Genomic DNA, 22491 nt, shown 5'->3' with positions numbered 1-22491 from the left:
ACCGTTCGGCTCAGGTGAGGCACCATGTGCGCCGATGACTTCTCAGGTCGGGACGGGGTGGTGCAGTGCGAACGTCGTGGGGTTCGGCGACGGACCGGGGTCGGGTCCGTGAGGTGAACGAGGACGCGCTCCTCGCGTACCCCCCGGTGTTCCTCGTCGCCGACGGCATGGGCGGGCACGACGCCGGCGACCTCGCCAGCCGGATCGCGGTCGAGGAGTTCGCCCAGCTCGCCGGTCAGCCGTCCGCGTCGTCCGACGACGTCCACGCGTGCTTCTCGCGCACCTCGACGCGCATCCGCACGGAGTTCACGCGCGGGCGCCAGGGCGGGACGACCGTCTCCGGGGTCGCGGTGACGGAGCACGACGGCGGCTGGTACTGGCTCGTGTTCAACGTGGGCGACTCGCGGGTGTACCGCTGGTCGGACCCCGCCCTGACGCAGGTGAGCGTCGACCACTCGGTCGTGCAGGAGCTGCTCGACTCCGGCGACCTGTCGCCCGACGCCGCGCGCCGGCACCCCGAGCGGCACGTGCTGACCCGTGCCCTGGGGACCGGCGAGCCCCCCGAGCCGGACTACTGGCTGCTGCCCGCCGGTGCCGAGGACCGGCTGCTGATCTGCACCGACGGCCTGACGCGCGAGCTCGCGGACCACGAGATCAGCCGCGTCCTGGCGTCCGTCGACGACCCGCAGGAGGCGGCGGCGCTGCTCGTGCAGGAGGCCCTCGAGCGCGGTGGACGGGACAACGTGAGCGCGGTCGTCGTCGACGTCGCCACCGCCACCGCGCCCGAGCAGAGCCACGCCACCGCACCGCGCTCGGCGCCCGACCTCGGGCCGCACCTGTGGGACGAGATGCTCAACGGCGCCACCGTGCCCCGTCGACCGGCGGCACGTCCCGACCCCTCGCCCGTCCCGCCCGCGACCGCGGCCGACCACGCCCAGGAGGACCCCGCATGACCGAGCGCGCGCACCACGAGTACCAGCACGGCCGGTGGACGGCCGTCGCCGGTGAGGGGTTCCTCGCGCTGGTCGAGCCGGACGCGGCACGTCGCGTGGTGGACGGGCTGTGGCAGGTGGCGAGCGGCGACGGCGACGTGCTGGGTGCGCTCGGTGTGGTGGCGGCCGACGGCTTCGCCGCCCTGCCCGGGTTCGCCGTGGTCCGCACCGACGCGGACGGTGCCGTGCACGCCGTGCTGCGAGGGCCGCTGCGGCTGCGCCTGCACGGCGCCGACGGTGTGCAGGAGGTCGCCGCCGGCGAGGGCGCCGTGTGGACCGAGCACCGCGCGCTCGGGGTGGCGGGCCTCGAGGTCGCGGTCGACGACGCCGCCGGGTCGGGCACGGACTGGTGGCCCCTCGTGGGCGGCGTCGTGCAGGCTGCGGGTCTGCGGTCGGGCACGCTCGACGACCCCGCGCAGGAGGTCGTCGACGCGGTCGGGACCGCCACGCACGAGCAGCCGGTCGTGCCGGCGCCGGCCCTGGCGCCGGCGCCGGTGACCGCGGCCGTGCCGCACACGCCGGTCGTGCCGCCGGTCGTGCCGGTGGCCGAGGCCCGGCACGCCGAGCCGGCGGACGTCGCGCCCGGTGACGTCGCACCGGCTGAGCACGTCGAGCCCGAGCAGGTCGTCCCGGTGGCCGTGGAGGCCGAGCCCGTCGAGCCCGTGGCGGTGGAGGCCGAGCCCGTCGAGCCGGTGGTCGTGGAGCCGGAGCCCGTCGAGCCCGAGCCGGCGGTCGAGGTGGTGGCGGTCGAGGAGCCCGTCGCGGCGACGGACGGCCCGACGGGGTGGTCGGCGCTCGACGCCTGGCCCGTCGCCCCGGCGGTGCAGGAGCAGCCGCAGGAGCCCGAGCCCGAGCCGGCGGCCGAGATCCCGTGGTGGCCCCTGACGGCCGCCGACCCGGCCCCCGCGACCGCGCTGGACGCGCCGCTCACGGCGGCGTCCGTCGGTGCCGCGCCGGCAGGCTCCCTGGCCGCCGGCCACGTCGCGCTCGGCTCCGGCCGCCCCGACGTCCTCGACACGGGCACCGACGACCACGACGGGATGACGATCCTGTCGAGCGACCTCGCGCGGCTGCGCGACCGCCTCCCGGCCTGGTCCCAGGACGGTGCGTCCGGACCGTTCCCGACGCCCGAGGCCGCGCCGCCGGCCGCGCGTCTCGTGCTGTCCACCGGCCTCGTCGTGGCGCTCGACCGCGCCGTGCTCCTGGGCCGCGCACCGCAGGTGGCCCGCGTGACCAACCGCGAGCTGCCGCGGCTCGTCACGGTGCCGAGCCCCAACCAGGACATCTCGCGCACGCACGCCGAGGTGCGGCTCGAGGGTGAGCACGTCGTCGTGACCGACCTGGACTCGACCAACGGCGTGCACGTGTCCCGCCCGGGGGAGGGCGTGCGGCGGCTGCACCCCGGCGAGCCGAGCGTCGTGGGCACGGACGAGGTGGTGGACCTGGGTGACGGCGTGACGTTCACGGTGGAGCGCACCGCGTGACCGCTCGCCGTGAGGCGTCCGCGCCGCCGGACCTGCCGGGGTACGAGTACGTGCGCGTGCTCGGCCTCGGGGGCTTCGCCGACGTCTTCCTGTACCGCCAGCACCTGCCGCGTCGCGACGTGGCGGTGAAGGTGCTGCTCGCGGGCAGCCTCGACGACGACGTGCGCCGGCGGTTCCAGACCGAGGCCAACCTCATGGCGCAGCTGTCGCACCACCCGTCGATCGTCACGATCCACCACGCCGCCATCGCCGCCGACGGACGACCGTTCCTCGTCATGGAGTACTGCTCGCGCCCCGGGCTGGCGGAGCGGTACCGGGCCGAGCGGATGCCCGTGCCCGAGGTCCTGCGCATCGGCGTGCGGCTCGCGTCCGCGGTGGAGACCGCGCACCGCGCGGGCATCCTGCACCGCGACATCAAGCCCGCCAACGTGCTGACCACCGACTTCGGGTGGCCTGCGCTCACCGACTTCGGCATCGCGGCCACCACGGGTCCGGCCGCGCAGACCATGGGCATGTCGATCCCGTGGTCGCCGCCCGAGATGCTCGCCGAGCACCCCGGCGGGGACGAGCGCTCGGACGTCTACGCGCTCGCGGCGACGATCTACTCCCTGCTCGCCGGTCGCACCCCGTTCGAGCTGCCCGGCGGCAACAACAGCGCGCAGCAGCTCGTCGCGCGCATCGAGCGCTCGCCGCTGCCGCCCGTGGGGCGCGAGGACGTGCCGCCGCAGCTCCAGGCGGTGCTGGAGCGTGCGATGGCGAAGCACCCGTCGCGCCGGCACGCGTCGGCGGTCGCGGTCGCCCGCGCCCTGCAGGAGGTGGAGGCGGCGCTCCGGCTGCCGGTGACGCCGCTCGACCTGCCCGACGACTCCGGCGACCCCGGGGGGCCCCTCGGTGACCTGCGCTCCGACGACGACGCGACCCGCCTGCGCGGCGTCGCCGTGCCCGGTGCGGCCGCCGGTCGCCGGGTCGACGACGAGGACGCGACCCGTGCGCGCGCCGTCGTGGTGGGGCGACCCACGCTCGTCCCGCCCGCCCCCGCACCGGCGGCACCGCCACCCGTCGGGGTGCCGGTGGGCCCGGAGCCGCGCCGCGGTGCCCGGGTGGCGGCCGCGGCCGCGGTGGTCGTGGTCGCCGCGGTGGGGGCGGTCCTGGTGACCACCCTCGGGGGTGCGGACCCCACCGGGCCGGTCGCGCCCACCGACGGCCTGGCCGCGCCGCAGACCGGTCCGGCGGCCGCCCCGGTGCCCGCACCGCACTCGCTGGCCGGCACGCGCTCGGCGGACGGGGCGGTGACGTTCACGTGGCAGAATCCGGACCCGCAGGACGGGGACAGGTACCTGTGGGGCGTGCTCACCGCGACCGGCGAGCCCACCCTGGAGCTGGTGGACCAGGAGAGCGTCACCGTCCCCGCCGACCAGGGGACGGGTGAGGTGTGCATCCAGGTGTCCATCGTGCGGGCGGACCGCACCGCCAGCGCGCGTCCCGCGCAGGGGTGCGCGCCGTGACGTGGTGGGCACCCCGCACGTGGCGCCGGCGCCCCGTGACCACGGTCGCCGCGGTCGTCACCGTGCCGGCGCTGGTGCTCACCCTCGCGCTGATGGACCGCGGCTTCCCGCTGGCGCGGGTGGACCTCAACGACGGCGGCGTCTGGCTCACCGCCACCGGCCAGTCCAGCCTCGGCCGGTACAACGTGCCCGTCGAGGAGCTCGACGGCGGGCTGGTGGCGGCGACCAGCACGTTCGACGTGCACCAGGACGGCGGCTGGGTGCTGCTGGAGGAGTCGACGGCGGTCTCCGTCGTCGACCCCGCGAGCGTCGCGACGACGACGCAGCTGGCGACCACGGACACCGAGGTGTCGATGGCGGCGGGCCGGGTCGCGTTCGTCGACGGCGCCGGGGACACCTGGGTGCGGCAGGTCGGCGAGCTCGACCTGCTGAACCTCGGCGACGACGCCCCGGACCTGGAGCTCGGTGAGGGCGGTGCCGCCGTGGTCGCCCGCAGCGGGGCCGTGCTCGCCGTCGCCCCCGAGGACGGTGCGGTCACGCTCGTCCCCGCGACGCAGCCGGTGGCGCCGCAGCGGCTGGGTGCCCTCGGCGCGGTGGAGGTCGACTCTGTCACGACCGTCGGCGACGAGCTCGTCGTGCTGTCGGGATCCACGGTCCGCACGCTCGCGGGGCAGGTCACGGTCGACGACAGCGACCTCGTGCTGCAGCAGCCCGGGCCGGCCGCCCGCACGGTGCTCCTGGCGGGCACGTCCGCGCTGTGGGAGGTGCCCCTCGACGGTGGCACGCCCCGCCGGCACGACACGACGGGCTCCGGCCCGCCCGCCGCACCCGTCCGCGTCGGGGACTGCGCGTACGCCGCGTGGGCCTCGGCCGTCGGCTCCTCGCTGCGCCTGTGCGACGGCAAGGACCCCGTCGTCGAGAACCTCGAGACCATGACCGCGGCCGACCGGCTCGCGTTCCGGGTGAACCGCGGGTTCGTGGTGCTCAACGAGACCGTCGGGGGCCGGGTCTGGCTGCCGCAGCAGGACACCGCGGTCCGCGTCCCCAACTGGGCGGACATCGTGCCGGAGGACGAGCCCGAGGAGTCCGAGGAGGACTCCGAGAGCGGCGACGTCACCCAGGAGCCCGTGACGGAGTGCAGCGAGCAGAGCGCGCCGCCCGTGGCCGTGGACGACGAGTACGGCGTCCGGGCCGGTCGCACGCGCGTCCTGCCGGTCATCGACAACGACTCGTCGTCCGACTGCGGGATCCTCGTCATCTCCGTGCTGGACGCCCTGCCGCCCGAGTTCGGCACGGTCGAGCTGATCCGTGGCGGGCGTGCGCTGCAGGTGCACGTCCTCGAGGAGGCCACCGGGACCGCGGAGGTGCGGTACACGGTCACCGACGGGCGCGGCGTCAACGCGCCCGCGACCGCGACGGTCCGCCTCACCGTCAGCGACGGTGACACGCCGCCGGAGCAGGTCCGCACGTCGACCCTGACCGTCGAGACGGGGGGCAGGCTCGAGCACGGCGTCCTCGCCGACTTCCAGGACCCCGACGGTGACGACCTCCTGCTGGTCGGCGCCACCGCCGACCCGGCGGCGGGCACGGCCCGGTTCCGCCAGGACGGCGTGCTGACCTTCTCCGCCGACGGCGGTGCGCTCGGACGCACGACCGTGACGGTGCAGGTCTCCGACGGCACCAACGTCGTCGAGGGGGAGGTCGCGGTGGACGTCCGCGCCGCCGGCTCGGTGCCGCCCCGGATCGACCCCGTGCACGTCGTGACGTACGTCGGGCAGGAGGTCGCGGTGCGCCCGCTCGACGCGGTGCGCTCCGCGTCGGCCGACCCGCCGCGGCTCGCCGCCGTGTCCGACACGGTCGGTGCGACGATCGTGCCGGACCTGCAGGCGGGCACGTTCGTCTTCAGGGCCCCCCGGGCCCAGTCGTACTACGTCACGTTCGTCGTCGCGGCGGGGCCGCAGCAGGCGACCGGGATCGCGCGGATCGACGTACGCGAGTGGCCCGAGCAGGCGCAGCCGCCCGTGGCGGTCCGTGACCTGGCCCTGCTGCCCGCGGGCGGCGAGGTCACGATCGACCCGCTGGCGAACGACGAGGACCCCGCCGACAACGTGCTCGTGCTGCAGTCCGTCACGGCACCGGAGGACTCGGGGCTGCAGGTCGCGGTGCTCGAGCACCGCTACGTGCAGATCCGGGCCGAGCGCACGCCCGACGGTCCGGTCGTGCTGGGCTACGACGTGTCGAACGGGTCGGCCACCGCCCGCGGCGAGATCGTCGTGCAGCCCGTCCCGCCGTCCGCCTCCTCCCAGCCACCGGTGGTCCCCAACGTCGAGGCCACGGTGCGGGCCGGCGGTGTCGTGACGATCCCCGTGCTGGCGGGTGCGTCGGACCCCGACGGGGACCGCCTGACGGTGCTGCGCGAGCTGCCCGAGCCCCTCGCCGACGGCGACGGCCTGCTGTTCGTGTCCGGGGACGTGCTGCGCTACCAGGCGCCCGACCGGGCGCTCACGGCCCGCGCGACGTTCGCCGTGCAGGACACCGCGGGCAACGTGACCGCCGCGACCGTCACCGTCCGCGTGCACGAGTCGGACCCGGCGACCAAGTCCCCGCCGCGTCCGAAGGACGTCGACGCGCGGGTGTTCGACGGGGACACGGTCCGCATCCCGGTGCCGCTGGTGGGCATCGACGGCGACGGTGACGGCGTCACCCTGCTCGGCCAGGCGTCGGCACCGGTGCTGGGCAGGGTGGTCGACGTCGGTCCCGACTGGATCGAGTACGCGGCGGACCCGGGCTCGCGCGGGACCGACACGTTCACGTACGCCGTCGAGGACTGGGTCGGGCAGCGCGCCGTGGCCCGCGTGCGGGTCGGCATCGCGCCCCGTCCGTCGGGCGTGTCGGAGATCGTCGCCGTGGACGACGCGGTGACGCTGCGCCCCGGGCAGCGCGTCGAGGTGCGCGTCCTGGCCAACGACATCGACTCGACGAGCCGCGAGCTGCGCCTGGAGTCGATCGAGCCGCCGCCGGGCGTGGCGGCCGAGATCCAGGGGCGCCGGATCGTGGTCACCGCGCCGTCGACCCCGGGTGTCGTCCCGATCCCGTACCTCGTCGTCAACGACGGCGGCGGGCGCGACTACGGCGTGCTCACGATCACCGTGACCGACGACGCACCCGTCCTGCCGCCCGTGGCACGCGACGTCCTCGTGCCCGCCATCGACACGCTCGGCCGGACCGAGGTCTCCGTGGACGTCCTGGCCGTGGCGCAGAACCCGTCCGGCCCGCTGTCCGACCTCGAGGTGTCGGTGCCCTCGTCGCACGCGGACGTCGCACGGGTCACCGCCGACGGCGACGTGGTGGTCACGCTCGTGGACCACGCGCAGAACGTGCCGTACCGGCTGGTCAACCGCACGTCGCCGGACGCCGACGCGTACGCGTTCATCACGGTGCCCGCGCTCGGGTTCTTCCCGCCGCAGCTGCGCCCGCGGGCGCCCGAGCTGCGCGTGGCCACCGGCGAGCAGCTGGTGATCCCGCTCGCCGAGCACGTCCAGGTCGCACCGGGCCGCGAGCCCTCCATCGCCGACCCCACCCAGGTCACCGCGACCCGTTCCGACGGCGCCGAGCTCGTGCGGGACGCCGAGACGCTGGTGTTCACGTCGGCGCCCGGCTACGCGGGGCCCGCGTCGATCTCCGTACCGGTGACCGACCGCACGGGACCGACGGACGCGACCGCGCGCACGACCCTGCTGACCCTGCAGGTCACCGTGTACGCGGTCGACGACCACCCGCCGACGTTCGACGCCCCCACCATCGAGGTGGAGCCGGGGGAGGCCGCTGCCCGGGTCGACCTGCTGGCACTGACGCGCGGGCCCGAGCAGGCCGAGGGCTCGGCGAGCCCCGCGGACCGGTACGGCTACCGGACGGTCTCCGGGACGCCCGCGGGCTTCACCGTGGTCCTCGACGGCTCGCAGCTGCAGGTGTCCGCCAAGGCCGACACGCCCAAGGGCACCACCGGCCGGCTGGAGCTGCAGGTGACGTACGGGCGCAGCGGCGTCCTGGACGTGGCGGTGGACCTGCGGGTCGTCGCGAGCAAGCGCCGGACCGCGACGGTGCAGAACTTCGTCGTCGACGACGGGGCGCAGGGCAGGGAGAGCACCGTCCGGGTGCTCGAGGGCTCCGTGAACCCGTTCCCGGAGCAGGGCCCGCTGACGGTCGTCGGCGCCGTCGTCGAGACCGCGGGCGCCGGCACGGCCGGTGCGTCCGCGGACTCGGTGACGATCCGCCCCGACGCCGACTTCATCGGCCAGATGGTCGTGCGGTTCCGCGTGCGTGACGTGACCGGCGACCCCGGCCGCGAGGTCGAGGGGCGCATCACGGTCCGCGTCAGCGGGGTCCCGCTCGCACCCGTGCCACCGCGCATCGGGGAGATCCGGGACCGGACCGTGGTGCTGTCGTGGACCGCGCCGGACAACCGGGGCGAGCCGATCACGGAGTACCGCGTGACCGCGTCCCCGGGCGGGATGGCGCGCAGCTGCGTCAGCACCACCTGCACCATCGACGGGCTGACGAACGACGTCGAGTACACGTTCACGGTGGCGGCGCGCAACCGCATCGGGTGGTCGGACGAGTCGCCGGTCTCGGCGCCCGCCCGGCCCGACGCGGTGCCCGAGGTCCCCGGCGCGCCGCGCCTCGTCTTCGGCGACCAGTCCGTCACCGCGACGTGGGAGGCGCCCCCGTCGGTCGGGTCCGCCGTCTCGAGCTACACCCTCGAGATCAGCCCCGCGCCCGAGGCGGGCTCGGTGAGCCGCACGACGACGGCCACGTCGTACACGTTCGACCGGCTGCGCAACGGTGTCGCGTACGCCGTGCGCGTGCGGGCGCACAACAAGGCGCCCGAGCCGAGCGGGTGGAGCCTGTGGTCGGCGACGGAGGTCCCGGCGGGGGTGCCGGACGCACCGGACGGTCTCGCGGCGACGCGGGAGAACACGCCGCTCGGTGGGCAGATCAACGTGGTGTGGGGCGACACCCGGCCCAACGGTGACGCGATCCAGGGCTACCAGCTCGTCATCAGCGGTGGGCCCGGGGGCGGGACGTTCCCCCTGTCGGCCGACGCCCGGTCCTACCCCTTCAGGGGCGCGGCGAACGGTGTGGAGTACACGTTCGAGCTCCGGGCCCGCAACAAGGCGGGGCTCGGTGCGTCGGCCGTCGCACGCTCGATGACCTTCGGCGTGCCGGAGGCCGTGACGGGTGTCGTCGCCCGCGGCGCCGTCGGCGGCGACCCGGGCAACGGCGCCGTGGACGTCACCTGGTCCCGCGCGGGCGACCGCGGGTCGCCGGTCACGGACTACCGGGTCAGCGTCGGCGGCAGCGAGCGCTCCGTCGGGCCTGCGACCTCGACCTCCGTGGCAGGCCTGCCCGGTGGTGAGGCCGTGGACGTGCGGGTGCAGGCCTGCAACGCCGCCGGGTGCGGCGACTGGAGCGCGGCGGTCCGCGCCGACCCGGCACCGGTCACGCGCCCGACCGGTGTGACCGGCCTGGGCGAGCCGGTGCCCGCGTGGAACGGTGACCGCCAGGTCACGTCGGTCAGCGCCTCGTGGGCGGCCGTCGCGTGGGGTGGCAGCACCGGCTCCTACCGCGTCGAGTTCTACGTCGACGACCGCCTGACCGAGACGCAGACGGTGACGGGGACCAGCGCGGCCTCGTCGGCCGGCATGCCGTCGTTCAACCTCGTCAACCGCCGCGCCACCTTCCGGGTCGTGGTCACACCCGTCAACAGCGCCGGGGAGGGCGGGCGCGCCGCGAGCGAGGTCCGCGTCACGCGTGCCAGTGCGCCGGACGACGTCCGCGGCGGGTTCGGCCTGACGGTCGCCGCCGACGGCTCGACGGTGAGCGCGTCCTGGTCACCGCCCGACGACGGCGGCTCGGGCATCGTCGGCTACGACGTCGAGGTGGCCGTGAACGGCTCGTGGCAGGCTCTCGGGCGCGTCGCCCAGGCGTCGCTGCAGGGAGCCGTGCTGCCGACGGCAGCCCCCCCGGGCGCCACCGTCCGCGTCCGGGTCAAGGCGGTGAACGACATCGGGTCGTCGTCCCGGTGGGGGGAGTCGCAGCAGGTGACCGTGCCCGCCGCCCCCGCCCCTCCCGACCCCGGGGACGGCGGATGACCCGCCGCCCGTCCCGCCCGCACGCCCCCACCGACTGGAGCCTGAGCACATGACCCCCGAGCAGACCACCTGGTTCGCCGAGACGTTCGACGCCCTCGTGGCCAACGTGGGGCAGGCGCTCCTCGGCAAGGAGGAGACGGTCCGCCTCGTCCTGACGGCGATGCTGGCCGACGGGCACGTGCTGCTCGAGGACGCGCCGGGCACGGGCAAGACGTCGCTGGCCAAGGCGATCTCGGCGACGGTGCAGGGGTCGCACCACCGGATCCAGTTCACGCCGGACCTCCTGCCGTCGGACGTCACGGGCGTGACGATCTACGACCAGTCGACGCAGCGGTTCGAGTTCCACCCGGGACCGATCTTCGCGTCCGTCGTGCTCGCGGACGAGATCAACCGTGCCTCGCCCAAGACCCAGGCCGCGCTGCTGGAGGTCATGGAGGAGGCCAACGTGACCGTCGACGGCGTCACCCACCCCGTGGGGCGGCCGTTCATGGTGATCGCCACCCAGAACCCGATCGAGCAGGCGGGGACGTACCGGCTGCCCGAGGCCCAGCTCGACCGGTTCCTGCTCAAGACCTCGCTCGGCTACCCCGACCGCGCCGCCGCTGTCGAGATCCTGGCCGGTGCCAAGGACCGCACCGCCGCGCTGCGCCCGCGCATCACGACGCAGGCCGTGGGCACCATGGCCGACCTCGCGCTCACCGTGCACGTCGACGAGGTGGTGCTCGACTACATCGCGCGGCTCCTCGAGGCGACCCGCGACGACCCGCAGACCGCGCTCGGCGCGAGCGTGCGCGGCGGTCTCGCCCTCGTGCGGTGCGCCAAGGTGCGCGCCGCGGCCGACGGGCGCGACTACGTGCTGCCCGACGACGTCAAGGCGCTCGCCCAGTCCGTCCTCGCGCACCGCCTCGTGCTGGACTCCGAGGCGGAGTTCGCGGGCGTGACGGCGACGGAGGTGGTGGGCCGCGTCCTGGAGCAGGTCGCACCGCCCGCGCTGCGGCAGGGCTGAGGGCGTGGGTCTGCGGGTCGCACCCCTCGGCTGGGGGGTGACCGTCCTCGCGCTCGGCGCCCTGGTGGCCGGGCGCCTCCTGGGGTGGGGCGAGCTGGCCGCCGTCGGGGTGGCGCTGCTCGGCGTCGTCCTGGCGTCCCTGCTGATGACGGCGGGGCGCACGCGGTACCACGTGGTGCTGGACCTGGCCGACCACCGGGTGCGGATCGGGCAGCGCGCCGTGGGCCGCGTCGACGTGCGCAACGCCGCACGGCGGCGGTCCCTGCCGTCGCAGGTCGACCTGCCCGTGGGGGAGCGTGTCGTCGAGCTGGCCGTCCCGAGCCTGCCCCCGGGAGGCGCGCACGACGACCTGTTCGCGGTACCGACGGAGCGACGGGCGGTCATCGTCGTCGGGCCCGTGGTGTCGCGTCGCGGCGACCCCCTGGGGCTGCTGCAGCGTCGGCTGCGCTGGACGGAGCCGGCCGAGCTGTTCGTCCACCCGGAGGTCGTGGCGCTGGGCGGCGCCAACGCGGGGCTGCTGCGCGACCTCGAGGGCCAGGCCACGCGCGACCTGTCCGACTCGGACCTGAACTTCCACGCGCTGCGCGACTACGTGGCCGGCGACGACCGGCGGTACATCCACTGGCGCACCACCGCCCGTCGCGGCAAGCTCATGGTCAAGCAGTTCGAGGACACCCGCCGCACGCTGACGTCGATCGCGCTGGCGACGGCGACGTCCGACTACGCGCACCCCGACGAGCTCGAGCTGGCCGTCTCGGCGGCCGCCTCGATCGCCGTGCAGGCGATCCGCGACGAGCGGGACGTCGAGGTGCTGGCCGGACCGGGCCGGCTGCGCACCGCGACCCCGCCGCTGCTGCTCGACGACTGCTCGCGGCTGTCGTGGTCGCCGGCCGGGGCCGGTGCCGTGCTGCTCGGCCGGCGGGTCGTGCGCGAGACCCCCGACGCCTCCGTCGCGTTCCTCGTCACGGGCGGCACGCCCACGGACGCCGAGCTGCGGCTCGGGGCCCGTGCACTGCCCGCGGGCACCCGCGCGGTCGTCCTGCGGTGCGCCCTGGGGCAGGAGGTCGCCGTGCGCACCCAGGGCACGCTGACGCTGGCGACCGTGGGCGAGCTCGCCGACCTCCCGCGCGCGCTGCGACGGGTGGTCGGATGAGCCGCCACGGAGGACCGCGATGAGGCCCGGGCAGCGCATCGGGGTCCGGGAGCCCGCCGACGCCGTCCGCGACGTGCTCGTGCTGACCGTCGCGACCGCCCTCGCCCTGACGCCCCTGCTGCCGGCCTACGGCTCGTCCGCGGTCCTCCCGGCGCTGGTCGGCGGGGTGGTCCTGGGCGCGGCCGTGACGGTCGTCGGTGCCCTGCGCCGGTGGTCCGCGGTCGTCGTGGTCGCGGTGCTGGTCGGTGCGTACGCGCTCGCGGGCGGCGCCCTGGCGGCCCCGACGACGACGGTCGGCGGGGTCGTGCCCACACCGACCACCCTGCTCGCGCTCGCGCGGGGGGCCGCGTCGACCTGGAAGCAGGTGCTCACGCTGCAGCCCCCGGTGGGCACGGGCGGCACGCTGCTCGTCGCGGCGTACCTGCTGGCGCTCGTCGGCACCGCGACGGCCCTCGCCCTGACGCTGCGCGTGCGACGGCCGGCGGTCGCGGCCCTCGCCGGGCTGGTGCCCGTCCTCGTGCTCGTCGGCGCGATCGTGCTGGGCACCCGCCAGCCGCCCGTCCCGCCCGCCGTGGCGGGCACCGCCCTGGCCGTGCTGGGGCTGACGTGGGCGTCGTGGCGGACCGGCCGGTGGCGGCCGCGACGTGTCGTCGCCACGGGCGCCCTGGCGGCCGTCGCGCTGACCGGGGGACTGCTCGGGGGTCCTCTCGTCGTCGCGGACGAGCCGCGCGTCGTCGTCCGCGACGAGATCGTGCCGCCGTTCGACCCGCGGGACTACCCGAGCCCGCTCGCCGCGTTCCGGCGCCTCGTCAAGCTCGACGAGACCGTGCTGCTGACCGTGGACGGGCTGCCCGAGGGGGCGCGCGTCCGGCTGGCCACGTTCGACCGGTACGACGGCGTGGTGTTCAACGTGGCGGGCGACGGGACCGCGCAGGCGTCCGGTGAGTTCCGGCGGGTCGGGGACCGGATCGAGGTCCCGGTCGCCGGGGAGCGCGCACGCGTCGAGGTGACCGTCGGGGCGCTGCAGGGGGTGTGGTTGCCGACCGTCGGGTACGCCCGGGCGATCGACCTGGGACGCGTGACCGGGGACCTGCGGTACAACGACGCGACCGGCGGGGCCGTGGTCACCTCCGGCCTGCGCGAGGGGATGACGTACGCGCTGGACGTCGTCGTGCCGCCGGTGCCCGGCGCGGACGACATCGGCGACGCCGCCGCCGGGCCGGTCGTGCAGCCCGCCTCGCAGGACGTGCAGGCGGTCTCCGTGGCCGCCACGGACATCGCGCGCGACGCCGGCACCGCCGTGCAGATCACCGAGGCCATCGCCGTGCACCTGGCCGAGCAGGGCTACTTCAGCCACGGCATCACCGACGCGGGCGACCACCCGTCGCTCTCGGGGCACGGGGCGGCACGCCTCGCCGACCTGGTGGCCGGCGACCTCATGGTGGGCGACGGCGAGCAGTACGCCCCAGCCGCGGCGCTGATGATCCGGGAGATGGGCCTGCCGGCCCGCGTCGTGCTCGGGTTCGTGCCGGGGTCCGGCGACGACGACGGCGAGGGTGCGCCGCCGACGGACCAGGACGGCCCCGTCGAGATCCGCGGGCGCGACGTCCAGGCGTGGGTCGAGGTCGCGTTCGCCGGCCACGGCTGGGTGCCGTTCGACGTGACCCCGCCGCGCTCGCGCACACCGGAGCAGGAGCAGGAGGAGACGGACACCGACCCGCAGCCGCAGGTCGTCCAGCCCCCCGCGCTCCCGCCCGACCGCGTCACGCCGCCGGACGACGACACCGAGCAGCCGCAGACGGAGGACCCCGCGCAGGACGACTCCGGGCTGGCGGTGTGGCTGCGCGTCGCGGCGTGGGTCGGCATCGGGCTCGGCGGGGTGCTGCTGCTGCTGTCTCCCGTGCTGGTGGTGCTCGCGATCAAGTGGCGCCGTCGTCGCCGTCGTCGCCGTGCCGCCGACCCCGTGCGCCGGGTCGCCGGTGGCTGGGACGAGGTCGTCGACGCGGCGCGCGACATGGGAGGCGCACCGCCGCCCGCCGCGACGCGCCGCGAGGCGGCGCGGGCCTGGGCGCTCTCGCTCGTGGCCGGGCACCCCGCGGTGGCGGCACGCGTCGAGGCGCTGGCACGGCGTGCCGACCGGGCCGTCTTCGCCGCCGGCACCCCGGAGCGCTCGGAGGTCGAGGCCTACTGGGCGGACGTCGACGCCACGGTGGTCGCCCTGCGCCGCACGCTCCCGTGGCGGGCGCGCGTGCGCTCGCAGGCGTCCCTCGCCTCGTTGCGCGCCGGCGGTGGTCGGCGGCCTCGCGCGCCCCGCGCACGGCAGGGGTCGGACGGCCGGGCGGCGGACACCCCCGCCGCCGGCCGCGGGGCGGGTGGCCGCACGCCGGCGCCGCCCGGCACCACGCGCCGCGCCACCCGTCACGGACGTCCCCACCGCACCCGCCGAGCCCGAGGTGAACGATGAGCCCCCGTCCCGTCCCCGCCGTCGACGACCGCCCCGCCGGCCTCGGCCGGAGGTTCCTCGCGGTCCTGGTGGACCAGGTGCTCGTCCTGGTGCTGGGCGGTGGCGTCGTGCTGGTCACCGTGGTGCGTGCCGCGGCGACGCTGCAGGACGGCGGGGCCGTGCCGGACGGGCAGGTGGCGTCGCCCGCCGTCCCGCCCGCGCTGGTGGTGACCGGTGCCGTGCTGGCGCTCGTCGTGACCGTGGTGCAGTGGCTGCTGCACGGCCGCCACGGCTGGACGCTGGGGCGCCGGCTGCTGGGCGTGCGCACGGTCGACGAGCACAGCCGACGGCCGATCGGGGCGGGCCGCGTGCTGGTGCGGGGGCTCGTGGTCGCCGCGGGGTCCCTGGTCCTCGGCATCGGCCAGTACGTCGTGCTGCTCTCCCCGCTGCTGGACCGGACCGGCCGCGGGCGGGGCTGGCACGACCGGGCCGTGGGTGCGGAGGTGCTGCGCGCCGCCCCGGGTGCGCACGTGGCGGGCGGCCGGGTCGCCCCGGCGGCCGTCGCGGCGCGGCAGGGCCGTCCGGCGACGGCGGCGCCCGACCGGGGTGGTGACGTGCCGCGCCCGCACGGTGTGCCGACGGCCTTCCGGGACGCGGGCGCGCGCGGCGGGGTCCCGGCCCCGCCGGACGCCCTGTCGGCACCGGCCGCGCCGGACTCCTTCGCGGCACCGGCTGCGACGCCGACCGGCGGTCTCGTGCTCGCGCCGCTGCACCCGACGCGCTCCGGGCCCGACCTCGACACCCGGGCGATCCCCGCGGTGCGGTCGGCCCCCACCCTCGCCTTCGGCCTGGCGCCCGAGCTCGAGCTGACACGCCCGGCGCCGCCGCGCACCGACGTGGTCCCGGAGCCGCGGCCGGGGACGTCGACGGGTCTGCGGATCGCGCTCGACGACGGCCGCCGGGTCACGGTCGAGCGCCTCGCGCTGGTCGGGCGCAACCCGTCACCGGGTCCGGGGCTGCAGGTCGTGCGCGTCGTCGACCCGTCGCGGTCCGTGTCGAAGACCCACCTGCAGCTCGCGGTCGACGCGAACGGCGGCGCCTGGGTCGTCGACCGGGGTTCCACCAACGGCACCCTGGTGACGCTGCCGGACGGCGGGCAGGTCGTGTGCCCGGTCGACCACCCCGTGCGGCTGCGGCAGGGGGCGGTCGTGGTGTTCGGCGACACGTCGTTGCGTGTCGTGGCGATGCCCCCGGCGGCGCCCCCCGGCTAACCGGCCCGGCCCGGCCCGGTCTGCTCCGGTCGGCCGTCGGCCGCGCGGACCAGGGCGTCGAGGGCGTCCAGGACCCGCGCCAGGCCGAAGCGCCACGCGTGCTCCGCGCTGGCGGGCCCGGCCATCGCCGCTCCGGCGACCGCACCGACCCGCCGTGCCAGGTCGAACCGGTCGCCGACGTACGTGGCGAGCCGCTCCGACCACCGGGCCCACACGGCCGCGGAGGCGCCGGCGGGCGGGTCGGTGCGCCGGGCGTGCGCGGACGCCCGCACGAAGTCGGCGACGAACGTGACGGCCGCGTCGCGGTCCAGGTCGCCCAGTGCGGTGCCGTCGAACGCGTGCAGCCGGTGGTCGTAGGCGGCGATGGTGCCGGGGCCGAACGCCGTCCGCTGGTCGTCGACGTCGAGCAGCCACGGGTGCCGCCCGTACGTCGCGAGGTCGGCCTCGGCGACGGCGGTGACCCGGGCGCGCCACCCGCCGTCCGGGTGGGGTGCCCGGTGCTGCCGGGCGTGCACCGCGTCGACCATCAGCACCAGCAGGTCGTCGCGCGCGCCGACGTGCGAGTACACGGCGTTGGGGGCGATGCCCAGCCGGGCGCCGAGGCGACGCACCGTCACGGCGTCGACGCCCTCGGCGTCGGCCAGCGCGACGGCCGCGTCGACCACCTCGGAGGTGGTGACCCGGGACCGTGGTCCGCGGCTGCCGCCGCGGGGTGCGGCGGGGTGGTCGCGCCACAGCAGGTCGAGCAGCTCGCGTGCCATGGACCCTCCGGGAACATCCGCGGGGACAGATACCTTGTACGGTGAACAAGGTAGTCCACCGGGGGGGACGACCCCGGCCCCGACCCGTGAGGAGCACCGTGCACATCACCGGATCCGCCCTGTCCCTGACCGTGGACGACGTCGAGGCGTCGGCCGACTTCGCACGCCGGCACTTCGGGTTCACCGACGCGATGTCGGCCGACGGGTTCGTCGCGATCACCCACCCCGACCTGGGCTGGAACATCACCCTGCTGCGCACCGGCCTGCCCTCGTTCCGGCCCGAGCGGATCGCCGGACCCTCCGGGCAGGGCCTGCTGGTCGTGTTCGTCGTGGACGACGTCGACGCCGAGTTCGCCCGCGTGGCGGCCGCGGGCGCCGAGGTCGTCACGCCGCCCGAGACGGAGCCGTGGGGCGAGCGCTACTGCCAGGTCGCCGACCCGAACGGGATCGTCTGGCAGCTCGTCACGTGGGTGTGACCGTCCGCGCCTCGTGCAGGGCACCCGTGGCCTAGTCTCGGCCCATGGGTGCCATGCGCCCGGCCTCGCGGATGCGGCCGGTCGAGCTGGTCGACGACGCGGACGACCGTGGTCCGCCGACCGGTGGGTCGTCGCTGCACGGCGACGGCCCCGGTGCGGCCGGTCCCGGGGACCCGCCGACCAGCTCCGGGCCGCAGCCGTCCGGACGGCGCTGGTGGCCCTGGCTGCTCGGGGTGCTGGTCGTGGTGCTGGCCGCCGGGGCGCTCGCGACCGCCGCGACCGAGCGGGCCGCGACCGCACGCGCGGACGCCTTCGCCCGGTTCGAGGGTGTCGTCCGCCCGCTCGACGAGGCCCCCGTGGTCCGCTGGCGCGCGGCGGCCGACGGGCCGACACCGGTCATGACGTCGGGCGGGGCGATCGTGACCGTGACCGACGACGAGGGGCCCTGGGTCGTGCGTTCCTCGGACCCTGCGACGGGCGACCTGCGGTGGCGCGCCGAGGTGACCGAGTCGCCCGGCGCGGGGTTCGAGTCCGTCGCGGTCGCCTGCGTCGGCCACCCCGACCCGGCCGCGCTGCTGCTGTGCCTGTGGGACGAGCCGAACGTCGTGTACGGCGGTGCGGGGGAGTCGACGCCGTACGTCCCGCCCACGCACGTCCTGGCCCTGGCGCCGGACGACGGCACGCGGCGCGGCACCTGGGAGGTGACGGGCCCGCTGCTCGGCGCCCTGCGCCACGACGACGACGTCGTCGTGGCGACCGCCCTGCCCGACCGGCGGGTGCTCGTCGAGCGTCGCGCCGGCACGGACGGCACGGTGCGCTGGTCCTGGGCCTCGCCCGGCCCGCTGGTCGACGACGGCGGCCTGCGCGCCGCACCCGACCTGCGGCTCGCGGGCGACGTCGTCGCGCTGGTGGCCGTCTCGACCGTCCTGATCGACGTCGACGACGGCCGGGTGCTCGAGGACGGCCCCCCGGGCCGGCAGATCCTCGTCAGCGCGCTGCCCGACGGCGGCTTCGCGACCTGGACCTCCGGCCTCGCGGGGCAGCTGCGGGACGCCGACGGCGGGGTCCGGGCGACCGCCCCCGGGCTGCCCGCCTCGCCCGTGGGGGACCGCTCGGTGGACGCGCTGCTGGTCGACGCGGGCAGCCAGGTCCTGGGCGTGCGCGCGGCCGACGGCACCACGGCGTGGTCGCTGCCGACCTCGATGTCACCCGTGGCCGTGGCCGACGGCGTGGTCGTGCTCGCCGGGGAGGCGTCCGTGGGTGCCGTCGACGGTGCCGACGGGCGGCTGCTGTGGGAGCGGGACCTGGTCGTCACGCCGCGCGCGTCGCCCCTGACGGACGCGCTGCACGTCCTGGTCGCCGAGCACGAGGGGCCGGACCGCACGACGTTGGTGGCCCGCGGGCTGCGGGACGGCGTCGAGGCGTGGCGGGTGCCGCTGCCCGAGGGGGTGCGCACGGTGACGGCGGCCGGTGGGCACGTGGTCGCGCGCACCGCGTCCGAGGTGCTCGTGCTGGGGTGACGCCCCGGTGCGGGCCCGTCGGGTCGTGCGGGCCGGGTCGGGAGCGGCACGGCAGGACGGGTTGCGGATCGGGGTGCCCCCGGGGGTAGGGTCGTCCCGTGCGCGCACGCTCGCTGCTTCTTCGTCGCCGCGACGAGGCCCTCTAGGCCGGCTCCTCGTCGCGGTGTGTGTCGTGCCCGGCTGACAGCCCGCCGAGACCCGCGATGAAGGACCACCCCATGAGCAGCCAGAGCCCCGCTGTGCCGATGCCCACCGCAGCCGTCGCGCCGGCCCCCGCCGCCGAGCGCAACCCGCAGCAGCCCTCGGGCATGCCGGCGCACCGCTACCGCCCGTTCCACGAGCAGATCCGCGTCGAGCTCCCCGACCGGACGTGGCCCGACAACCGGATCACCCGAGCACCGCGCTGGTGCGCCGTCGACCTGCGCGACGGCAACCAGGCGCTGATCGAGCCGATGAACCCCGCGCGCAAGCTCGAGATGTTCGAGCTGCTGGTGGACATGGGCTTCAAGGAGATCGAGGTCGGGTTCCCCTCGGCGTCGCAGACCGACTACGACTTCGTGCGGATGCTCATCGAGGAGGGGCGCATCCCGGACGACGTCGTCATCCAGGTGCTCACCCAGGCGCGCGAGCACCTCATCGAGCGCACGTACGAGGCCATCGCCGGTGCCAAGCAGGCGATCGTGCACCTGTACAACTCCACGTCGGTGCTGCAGCGCGAGGTCGTGTTCCGCAGCGACGAGGACGGCATCGCCGACATCGCCGTGTCGGGTGCGCGGTTCTGCCGCAAGTACGAGGAGCTGATCCCGGACACCGAGGTGCTGTACGAGTACAGCCCCGAGTCGTACACCGGCACCGAGCTGGAGTACGCGGTGCGCGTGTGCAACGCGGTCCTCGAGGTGCTGGAGCCCACGCCGGACCGGCCGGTGATCATCAACCTGCCCGCCACGGTCGAGATGGCCACGCCGAACGTGTACGCCGACTCGATCGAGTGGATGAGCCGGCACCTGCACCACCGCGAGTCGGTCGTGCTCTCGCTGCACCCGCACAACGACCGCGGCACCGCGGTCGCGGCGGCCGAGCTGGGGTACCTCGCGGGTGCCGACCGCATCGAGGGCTGCCTGTTCGGCAACGGTGAGCGCACCGGCAACGTCGACCTGGTCACCCTCGGCATGAACCTCTTCAGCCAGGGCGTCGACCCCCAGATCGACTTCTCCGACATCGACCGCATCCGCCGCACCGTCGAGCGCTGCAACCAGATGCCGGTCCACGAGCGCCACCCGTACGGCGGCGACCTCGTCTTCACGGCCTTCTCGGGGTCCCACCAGGACGCCATCAAGAAGGGCCTCGACGCGATGGAGGCCAAGGCCGCCCGCACCGGGCGCAGCGTCGACGAGGTCGAGTGGGCGGTGCCGTACCTGCCGATCGACCCCAAGGACGTCGGCCGCAGCTACGAGGCGATCATCCGCGTGAACTCCCAGTCCGGGAAGGGCGGCATCTCCTACCTGCTGAAGTCCGAGAAGGACCTGGACCTGCCGCGCCGGCTGCAGATCGAGTTCTCGCAGGTGGTCCAGCGCCACACCGACCAGCACGGCACCGAGGTCACCGCCGACGACCTGTGGTCCATCTTCAGCGACGAGTACCTGCCGGCCCTGCCCGGGGGGCCGCTGGAGCCGTGGGGGCGGTTCGCACTACGCGGGACGCGTGCCACCAGCACCGAGGGCGGCCAGGACACCCTCGAGGTCGACGTCGTCGACCGCGGTGTGCCGACGACCCTGCGCGGCACGGGCAACGGGCCCGTCGCGGCGTTCGTGGCGGCGCTGCGCACGACCGGCGTCGACGTGGCCGTGCTCGACTACGCCGAGCACGCGCTGTCGGCCGGCGGCGACGCCACCGCGGCCGCGTACGTCGAGTGCGCGATCGGCGACGACATCCTGTGGGGGGTCGGCATCGACCCGTCCATCACGACCGCGTCGCTCAAGGCGATCGTCTCGGCCGTCAACCGGCACGAGCGCTGACGACCGCGCCGCCCGACGTCGGCCCGGGCCCCCGCACGAGAGGGCCCGGGCGACTGGCGGTGCACGGCGTCGCCTGCGCGCCGCGCCCGCCCGTGTCGGCGGCGCGGGGGACAATGGCCCCGTGAGCCTCTACCGCGACGAGGCGATCGTCCTGCGCACCCACAAGCTGGGGGAGGCCGACCGCATCGTGACCCTCCTGACGCGCGAGCACGGCAAGGTGCGCGCGGTCGGCAAGGGCGTCCGCCGGACGACCTCGCGGTTCGGGTCGCGGCTCGAGCCGTTCATGCACGTCGACGTGCAGCTGAGCACCGGGCGCAACCTCGACGTCGTGACCCAGGTGGAGACGCTGGGGTCGTACGGCCGCCAGGTGTGCGAGGACTACGCGCTGTACACCGTCGGCACGGTGATGCTCGAGACGGCCGAGCGGCTGGTCGAGGCGGAGCGGGAGCCCTCCGTGCAGCAGTACCGGCTGCTGGTGGGCGCCGTGCGGGCGCTCGCGACGCGGGCGCACGCGGCGGGCCTGGTCCTGGACTCCTACCTGCTGCGCGCGCTCGCCGTGGCCGGCTGGGCGCCGAGCTTCACCGACTGCGCCCGCTGCGGGGCACCGGGCCCGCACCACGCGTTCGCCCCGGCCGTGGGCGGCGCCGTGTGCGGTGCGTGCCGGCCGCCGGGCGCCGCGGCACCGGCCCCCGAGACGTTCGCGCTGCTCGCCGCGCTGCTGTCGGGCGACTGGGCGGTGGCCGACGCCAGCGCCGAGCGTCACCGGGCGGAGGGCAACGGGCTCGTGGCGGTGTTCTGCCAGTTCCACCTCGAACGGCGGCTGCGCTCGCTGCCGATGGTCGAGCGGGTCTGACCCGCCCGTCCGGGGGCACCGCACCGCCGACCGCGGGTGGCACGATGTGGACGTGCCCCGCGAGATCGTCCCGCCCTACCCGCACCCGTCCGGCGCCCGCCCGCCGCAGATCCCGCGGGAGCTGGTACCGCGGCACGTCGCGGTCGTCATGGACGGCAACGGCCGCTGGGCCAACGCCCGCGGGCTGCCGCGCGTCGAGGGGCACCGAGCCGGCGAGGCCTCGCTGCTGGACGTCGTGGCCGGGGCGATCGAGATCGGCGTGCAGCACGTGTCGGCGTACGCGTTCTCGACCGAGAACTGGTCGCGATCGCCCGACGAGGTGCGCTTCCTCATGGGCTTCAACCGCGACGTGCTGCGCCGCCGGCGGGACCTCATGGACTCCTGGGGCGTGCGGGTGCGGTGGGCGGGGCGTCGCCCGCGTCTGTGGCGGTCCGTCATCAACGAGCTCGAGACGGCGGAGCGGCAGACCGCCGGCAACACCACCTGCACGCTGACCATGTGCGTGAACTACGGCGGGCGCGCCGAGATCGCCGACGCGGCGCAGGCCATCGCACGGGAGGTCGCCGCGGGACGGCTGAAGCCCGAGCGCGTGACCGAGAAGACCGTGCAGAAGTACCTCGACGAGCCCGACCTGCCGGACGTCGACCTGTTCCTGCGGTCGTCGGGGGAGCAGCGCATCTCGAACTTCATGCTCTGGCAGTCGGCGTACGCCGAGCTGGTCTTCCTCGACGAGCCGTGGCCCGACGTGGACCGTCGGCACCTGTGGCGGGCGGTGGAGACGTACGCGCGCCGTGACCGGCGCTACGGCGGCGCCGTGGACGCCCCGGTGACCTCCTGACGTGTCGGTGGTGGCCCGGGTG

The 22491-nt window shown here is 76.0% G+C and carries 14 protein-coding genes; 13 read left to right on the top strand and 1 reads right to left on the bottom strand.

All coding sequences use genetic code 11. The annotated features are described in order from the left end of the window. Positions 1–113 precede the first annotated feature (113 nt). From BMZ16_RS09255 to BMZ16_RS09220, 8 genes are read left to right on the top strand one after another with little or no spacing between them, the layout of a single operon-like run. On the top strand, positions 114–953 hold the full coding sequence (locus tag BMZ16_RS09255; RefSeq protein ID WP_255366484.1) for a PP2C family protein-serine/threonine phosphatase: 840 nt from the start codon (positions 114–116) through the stop codon (positions 951–953). Then, positions 950–2476: an FHA domain-containing protein gene (locus tag BMZ16_RS09250; protein WP_089799648.1), complete on the top strand. Its 1527-nt coding sequence runs from the start codon at positions 950–952 to the stop codon at positions 2474–2476. Before BMZ16_RS09255 ends, BMZ16_RS09250 begins: the two co-directional genes overlap by 4 nt. After that, positions 2473–3981 (top strand): serine/threonine-protein kinase, encoded by a 1509-nt coding sequence (locus BMZ16_RS09245; RefSeq protein WP_089799646.1) that lies wholly within the window; start codon positions 2473–2475, stop codon positions 3979–3981. The genes BMZ16_RS09250 and BMZ16_RS09245 overlap by 4 nt, the downstream gene beginning before the upstream one ends. Then, positions 3978–10133 carry an Ig-like domain-containing protein gene (locus tag BMZ16_RS09240; RefSeq protein WP_089800039.1) on the top strand — a complete coding sequence of 2052 codons (6156 nt, stop codon included), beginning with the start codon at positions 3978–3980 and terminating at the stop codon, positions 10131–10133. The genes BMZ16_RS09245 and BMZ16_RS09240 overlap by 4 nt, the downstream gene beginning before the upstream one ends. Positions 10134–10182: 49 nt before the next feature. Beyond that, the gene (locus BMZ16_RS09235; RefSeq protein WP_089799644.1) at positions 10183–11139 is read left to right on the top strand and encodes an AAA family ATPase; all 957 of its coding nucleotides are present in this window, start codon (positions 10183–10185) and stop codon (positions 11137–11139) included. Positions 11140–11143: 4 nt separating this feature from the next. Continuing rightward, complete coding sequence (locus BMZ16_RS09230; protein ID WP_089799642.1) at positions 11144–12292, top strand: DUF58 domain-containing protein; 1149 nt, start codon at positions 11144–11146, stop codon at positions 12290–12292. Positions 12293–12311: 19 nt separating this feature from the next. Further along, positions 12312–14756: a transglutaminase TgpA family protein gene (locus BMZ16_RS09225; protein WP_089799640.1), complete on the top strand. Its 2445-nt coding sequence runs from the start codon at positions 12312–12314 to the stop codon at positions 14754–14756. Beyond that, entirely contained in the window at positions 14753–16006 is a 1254-nt protein-coding gene (locus tag BMZ16_RS09220) for an RDD family protein (protein ID WP_089799638.1), read from the top strand. Before BMZ16_RS09225 ends, BMZ16_RS09220 begins: the two co-directional genes overlap by 4 nt. Here BMZ16_RS09220 and BMZ16_RS09215 read toward each other — a convergent pair. Then, positions 16003–16767 (bottom strand): TetR/AcrR family transcriptional regulator, encoded by a 765-nt coding sequence (locus BMZ16_RS09215; RefSeq protein WP_089799636.1) that lies wholly within the window; start codon positions 16765–16767, stop codon positions 16003–16005. The genes BMZ16_RS09220 and BMZ16_RS09215 overlap by 4 nt on opposite strands. Positions 16768–16865: 98 nt before the next feature. On the opposite strand from BMZ16_RS09215, the gene BMZ16_RS09210 reads away from it, so the two are divergent. The 5 genes from BMZ16_RS09210 to BMZ16_RS09190 all read left to right on the top strand — a co-directional run bounded on the left by BMZ16_RS09210 (position 16866) and on the right by BMZ16_RS09190 (position 22469). Continuing rightward, positions 16866–17243, top strand: a complete 378-nt coding sequence (locus BMZ16_RS09210) for a VOC family protein (protein WP_089799634.1) — start codon at positions 16866–16868, stop codon at positions 17241–17243. A gap of 44 nt (positions 17244–17287) precedes the next feature. Continuing rightward, positions 17288–18763 carry an outer membrane protein assembly factor BamB family protein gene (locus BMZ16_RS09205; protein WP_089799632.1) on the top strand — a complete coding sequence of 492 codons (1476 nt, stop codon included), beginning with the start codon at positions 17288–17290 and terminating at the stop codon, positions 18761–18763. A 245-nt stretch (positions 18764–19008) separates the two neighbouring features. Continuing rightward, positions 19009–20778 (top strand): 2-isopropylmalate synthase, encoded by a 1770-nt coding sequence (leuA, locus tag BMZ16_RS09200; protein ID WP_089799630.1) that lies wholly within the window; start codon positions 19009–19011, stop codon positions 20776–20778. 121 nt (positions 20779–20899) lie between these two features. Further along, on the top strand, positions 20900–21631 hold the full coding sequence (gene recO / locus BMZ16_RS09195) for a DNA repair protein RecO (protein ID WP_089799628.1): 732 nt from the start codon (positions 20900–20902) through the stop codon (positions 21629–21631). A gap of 52 nt (positions 21632–21683) precedes the next feature. Continuing rightward, complete coding sequence (locus BMZ16_RS09190) at positions 21684–22469, top strand: isoprenyl transferase (protein ID WP_089800037.1); 786 nt, start codon at positions 21684–21686, stop codon at positions 22467–22469. The last annotated feature ends 22 nt before the right edge of the window (positions 22470–22491 follow it).

It is taken from the genome of Cellulomonas sp. KH9, assembly GCF_900114185.1.
Taxonomy (GTDB): Bacteria; Actinomycetota; Actinomycetes; order Actinomycetales; family Cellulomonadaceae; genus Cellulomonas.
The sequence above is the reverse complement of the archived record's forward strand: the minus strand, read 5'-3'. Positions and strand labels throughout refer to the sequence as shown.

Excerpts from the sequence above, each read along its gene's own strand:
- BMZ16_RS09215 (WP_089799636.1), bottom strand. The coding sequence starts at position 16,767 with ATGGCACGCGAGCTGCTCGACCTGCTGTGGCGCGACCACCCCGCCGCA.
- BMZ16_RS09220 (WP_089799638.1), top strand. The coding sequence starts at position 14,753 with ATGAGCCCCCGTCCCGTCCCCGCCGTCGACGACCGCCCCGCCGGCCTC.
- BMZ16_RS09250 (WP_089799648.1), top strand. The coding sequence starts at position 950 with ATGACCGAGCGCGCGCACCACGAGTACCAGCACGGCCGGTGGACGGCC.
- BMZ16_RS09235 (WP_089799644.1), top strand. The coding sequence starts at position 10,183 with ATGACCCCCGAGCAGACCACCTGGTTCGCCGAGACGTTCGACGCCCTC.
- BMZ16_RS09225 (WP_089799640.1), top strand. The coding sequence starts at position 12,312 with ATGAGGCCCGGGCAGCGCATCGGGGTCCGGGAGCCCGCCGACGCCGTC.
- leuA (WP_089799630.1), top strand. The coding sequence starts at position 19,009 with ATGCCCACCGCAGCCGTCGCGCCGGCCCCCGCCGCCGAGCGCAACCCG.
- BMZ16_RS09205 (WP_089799632.1), top strand. The coding sequence starts at position 17,288 with ATGGGTGCCATGCGCCCGGCCTCGCGGATGCGGCCGGTCGAGCTGGTC.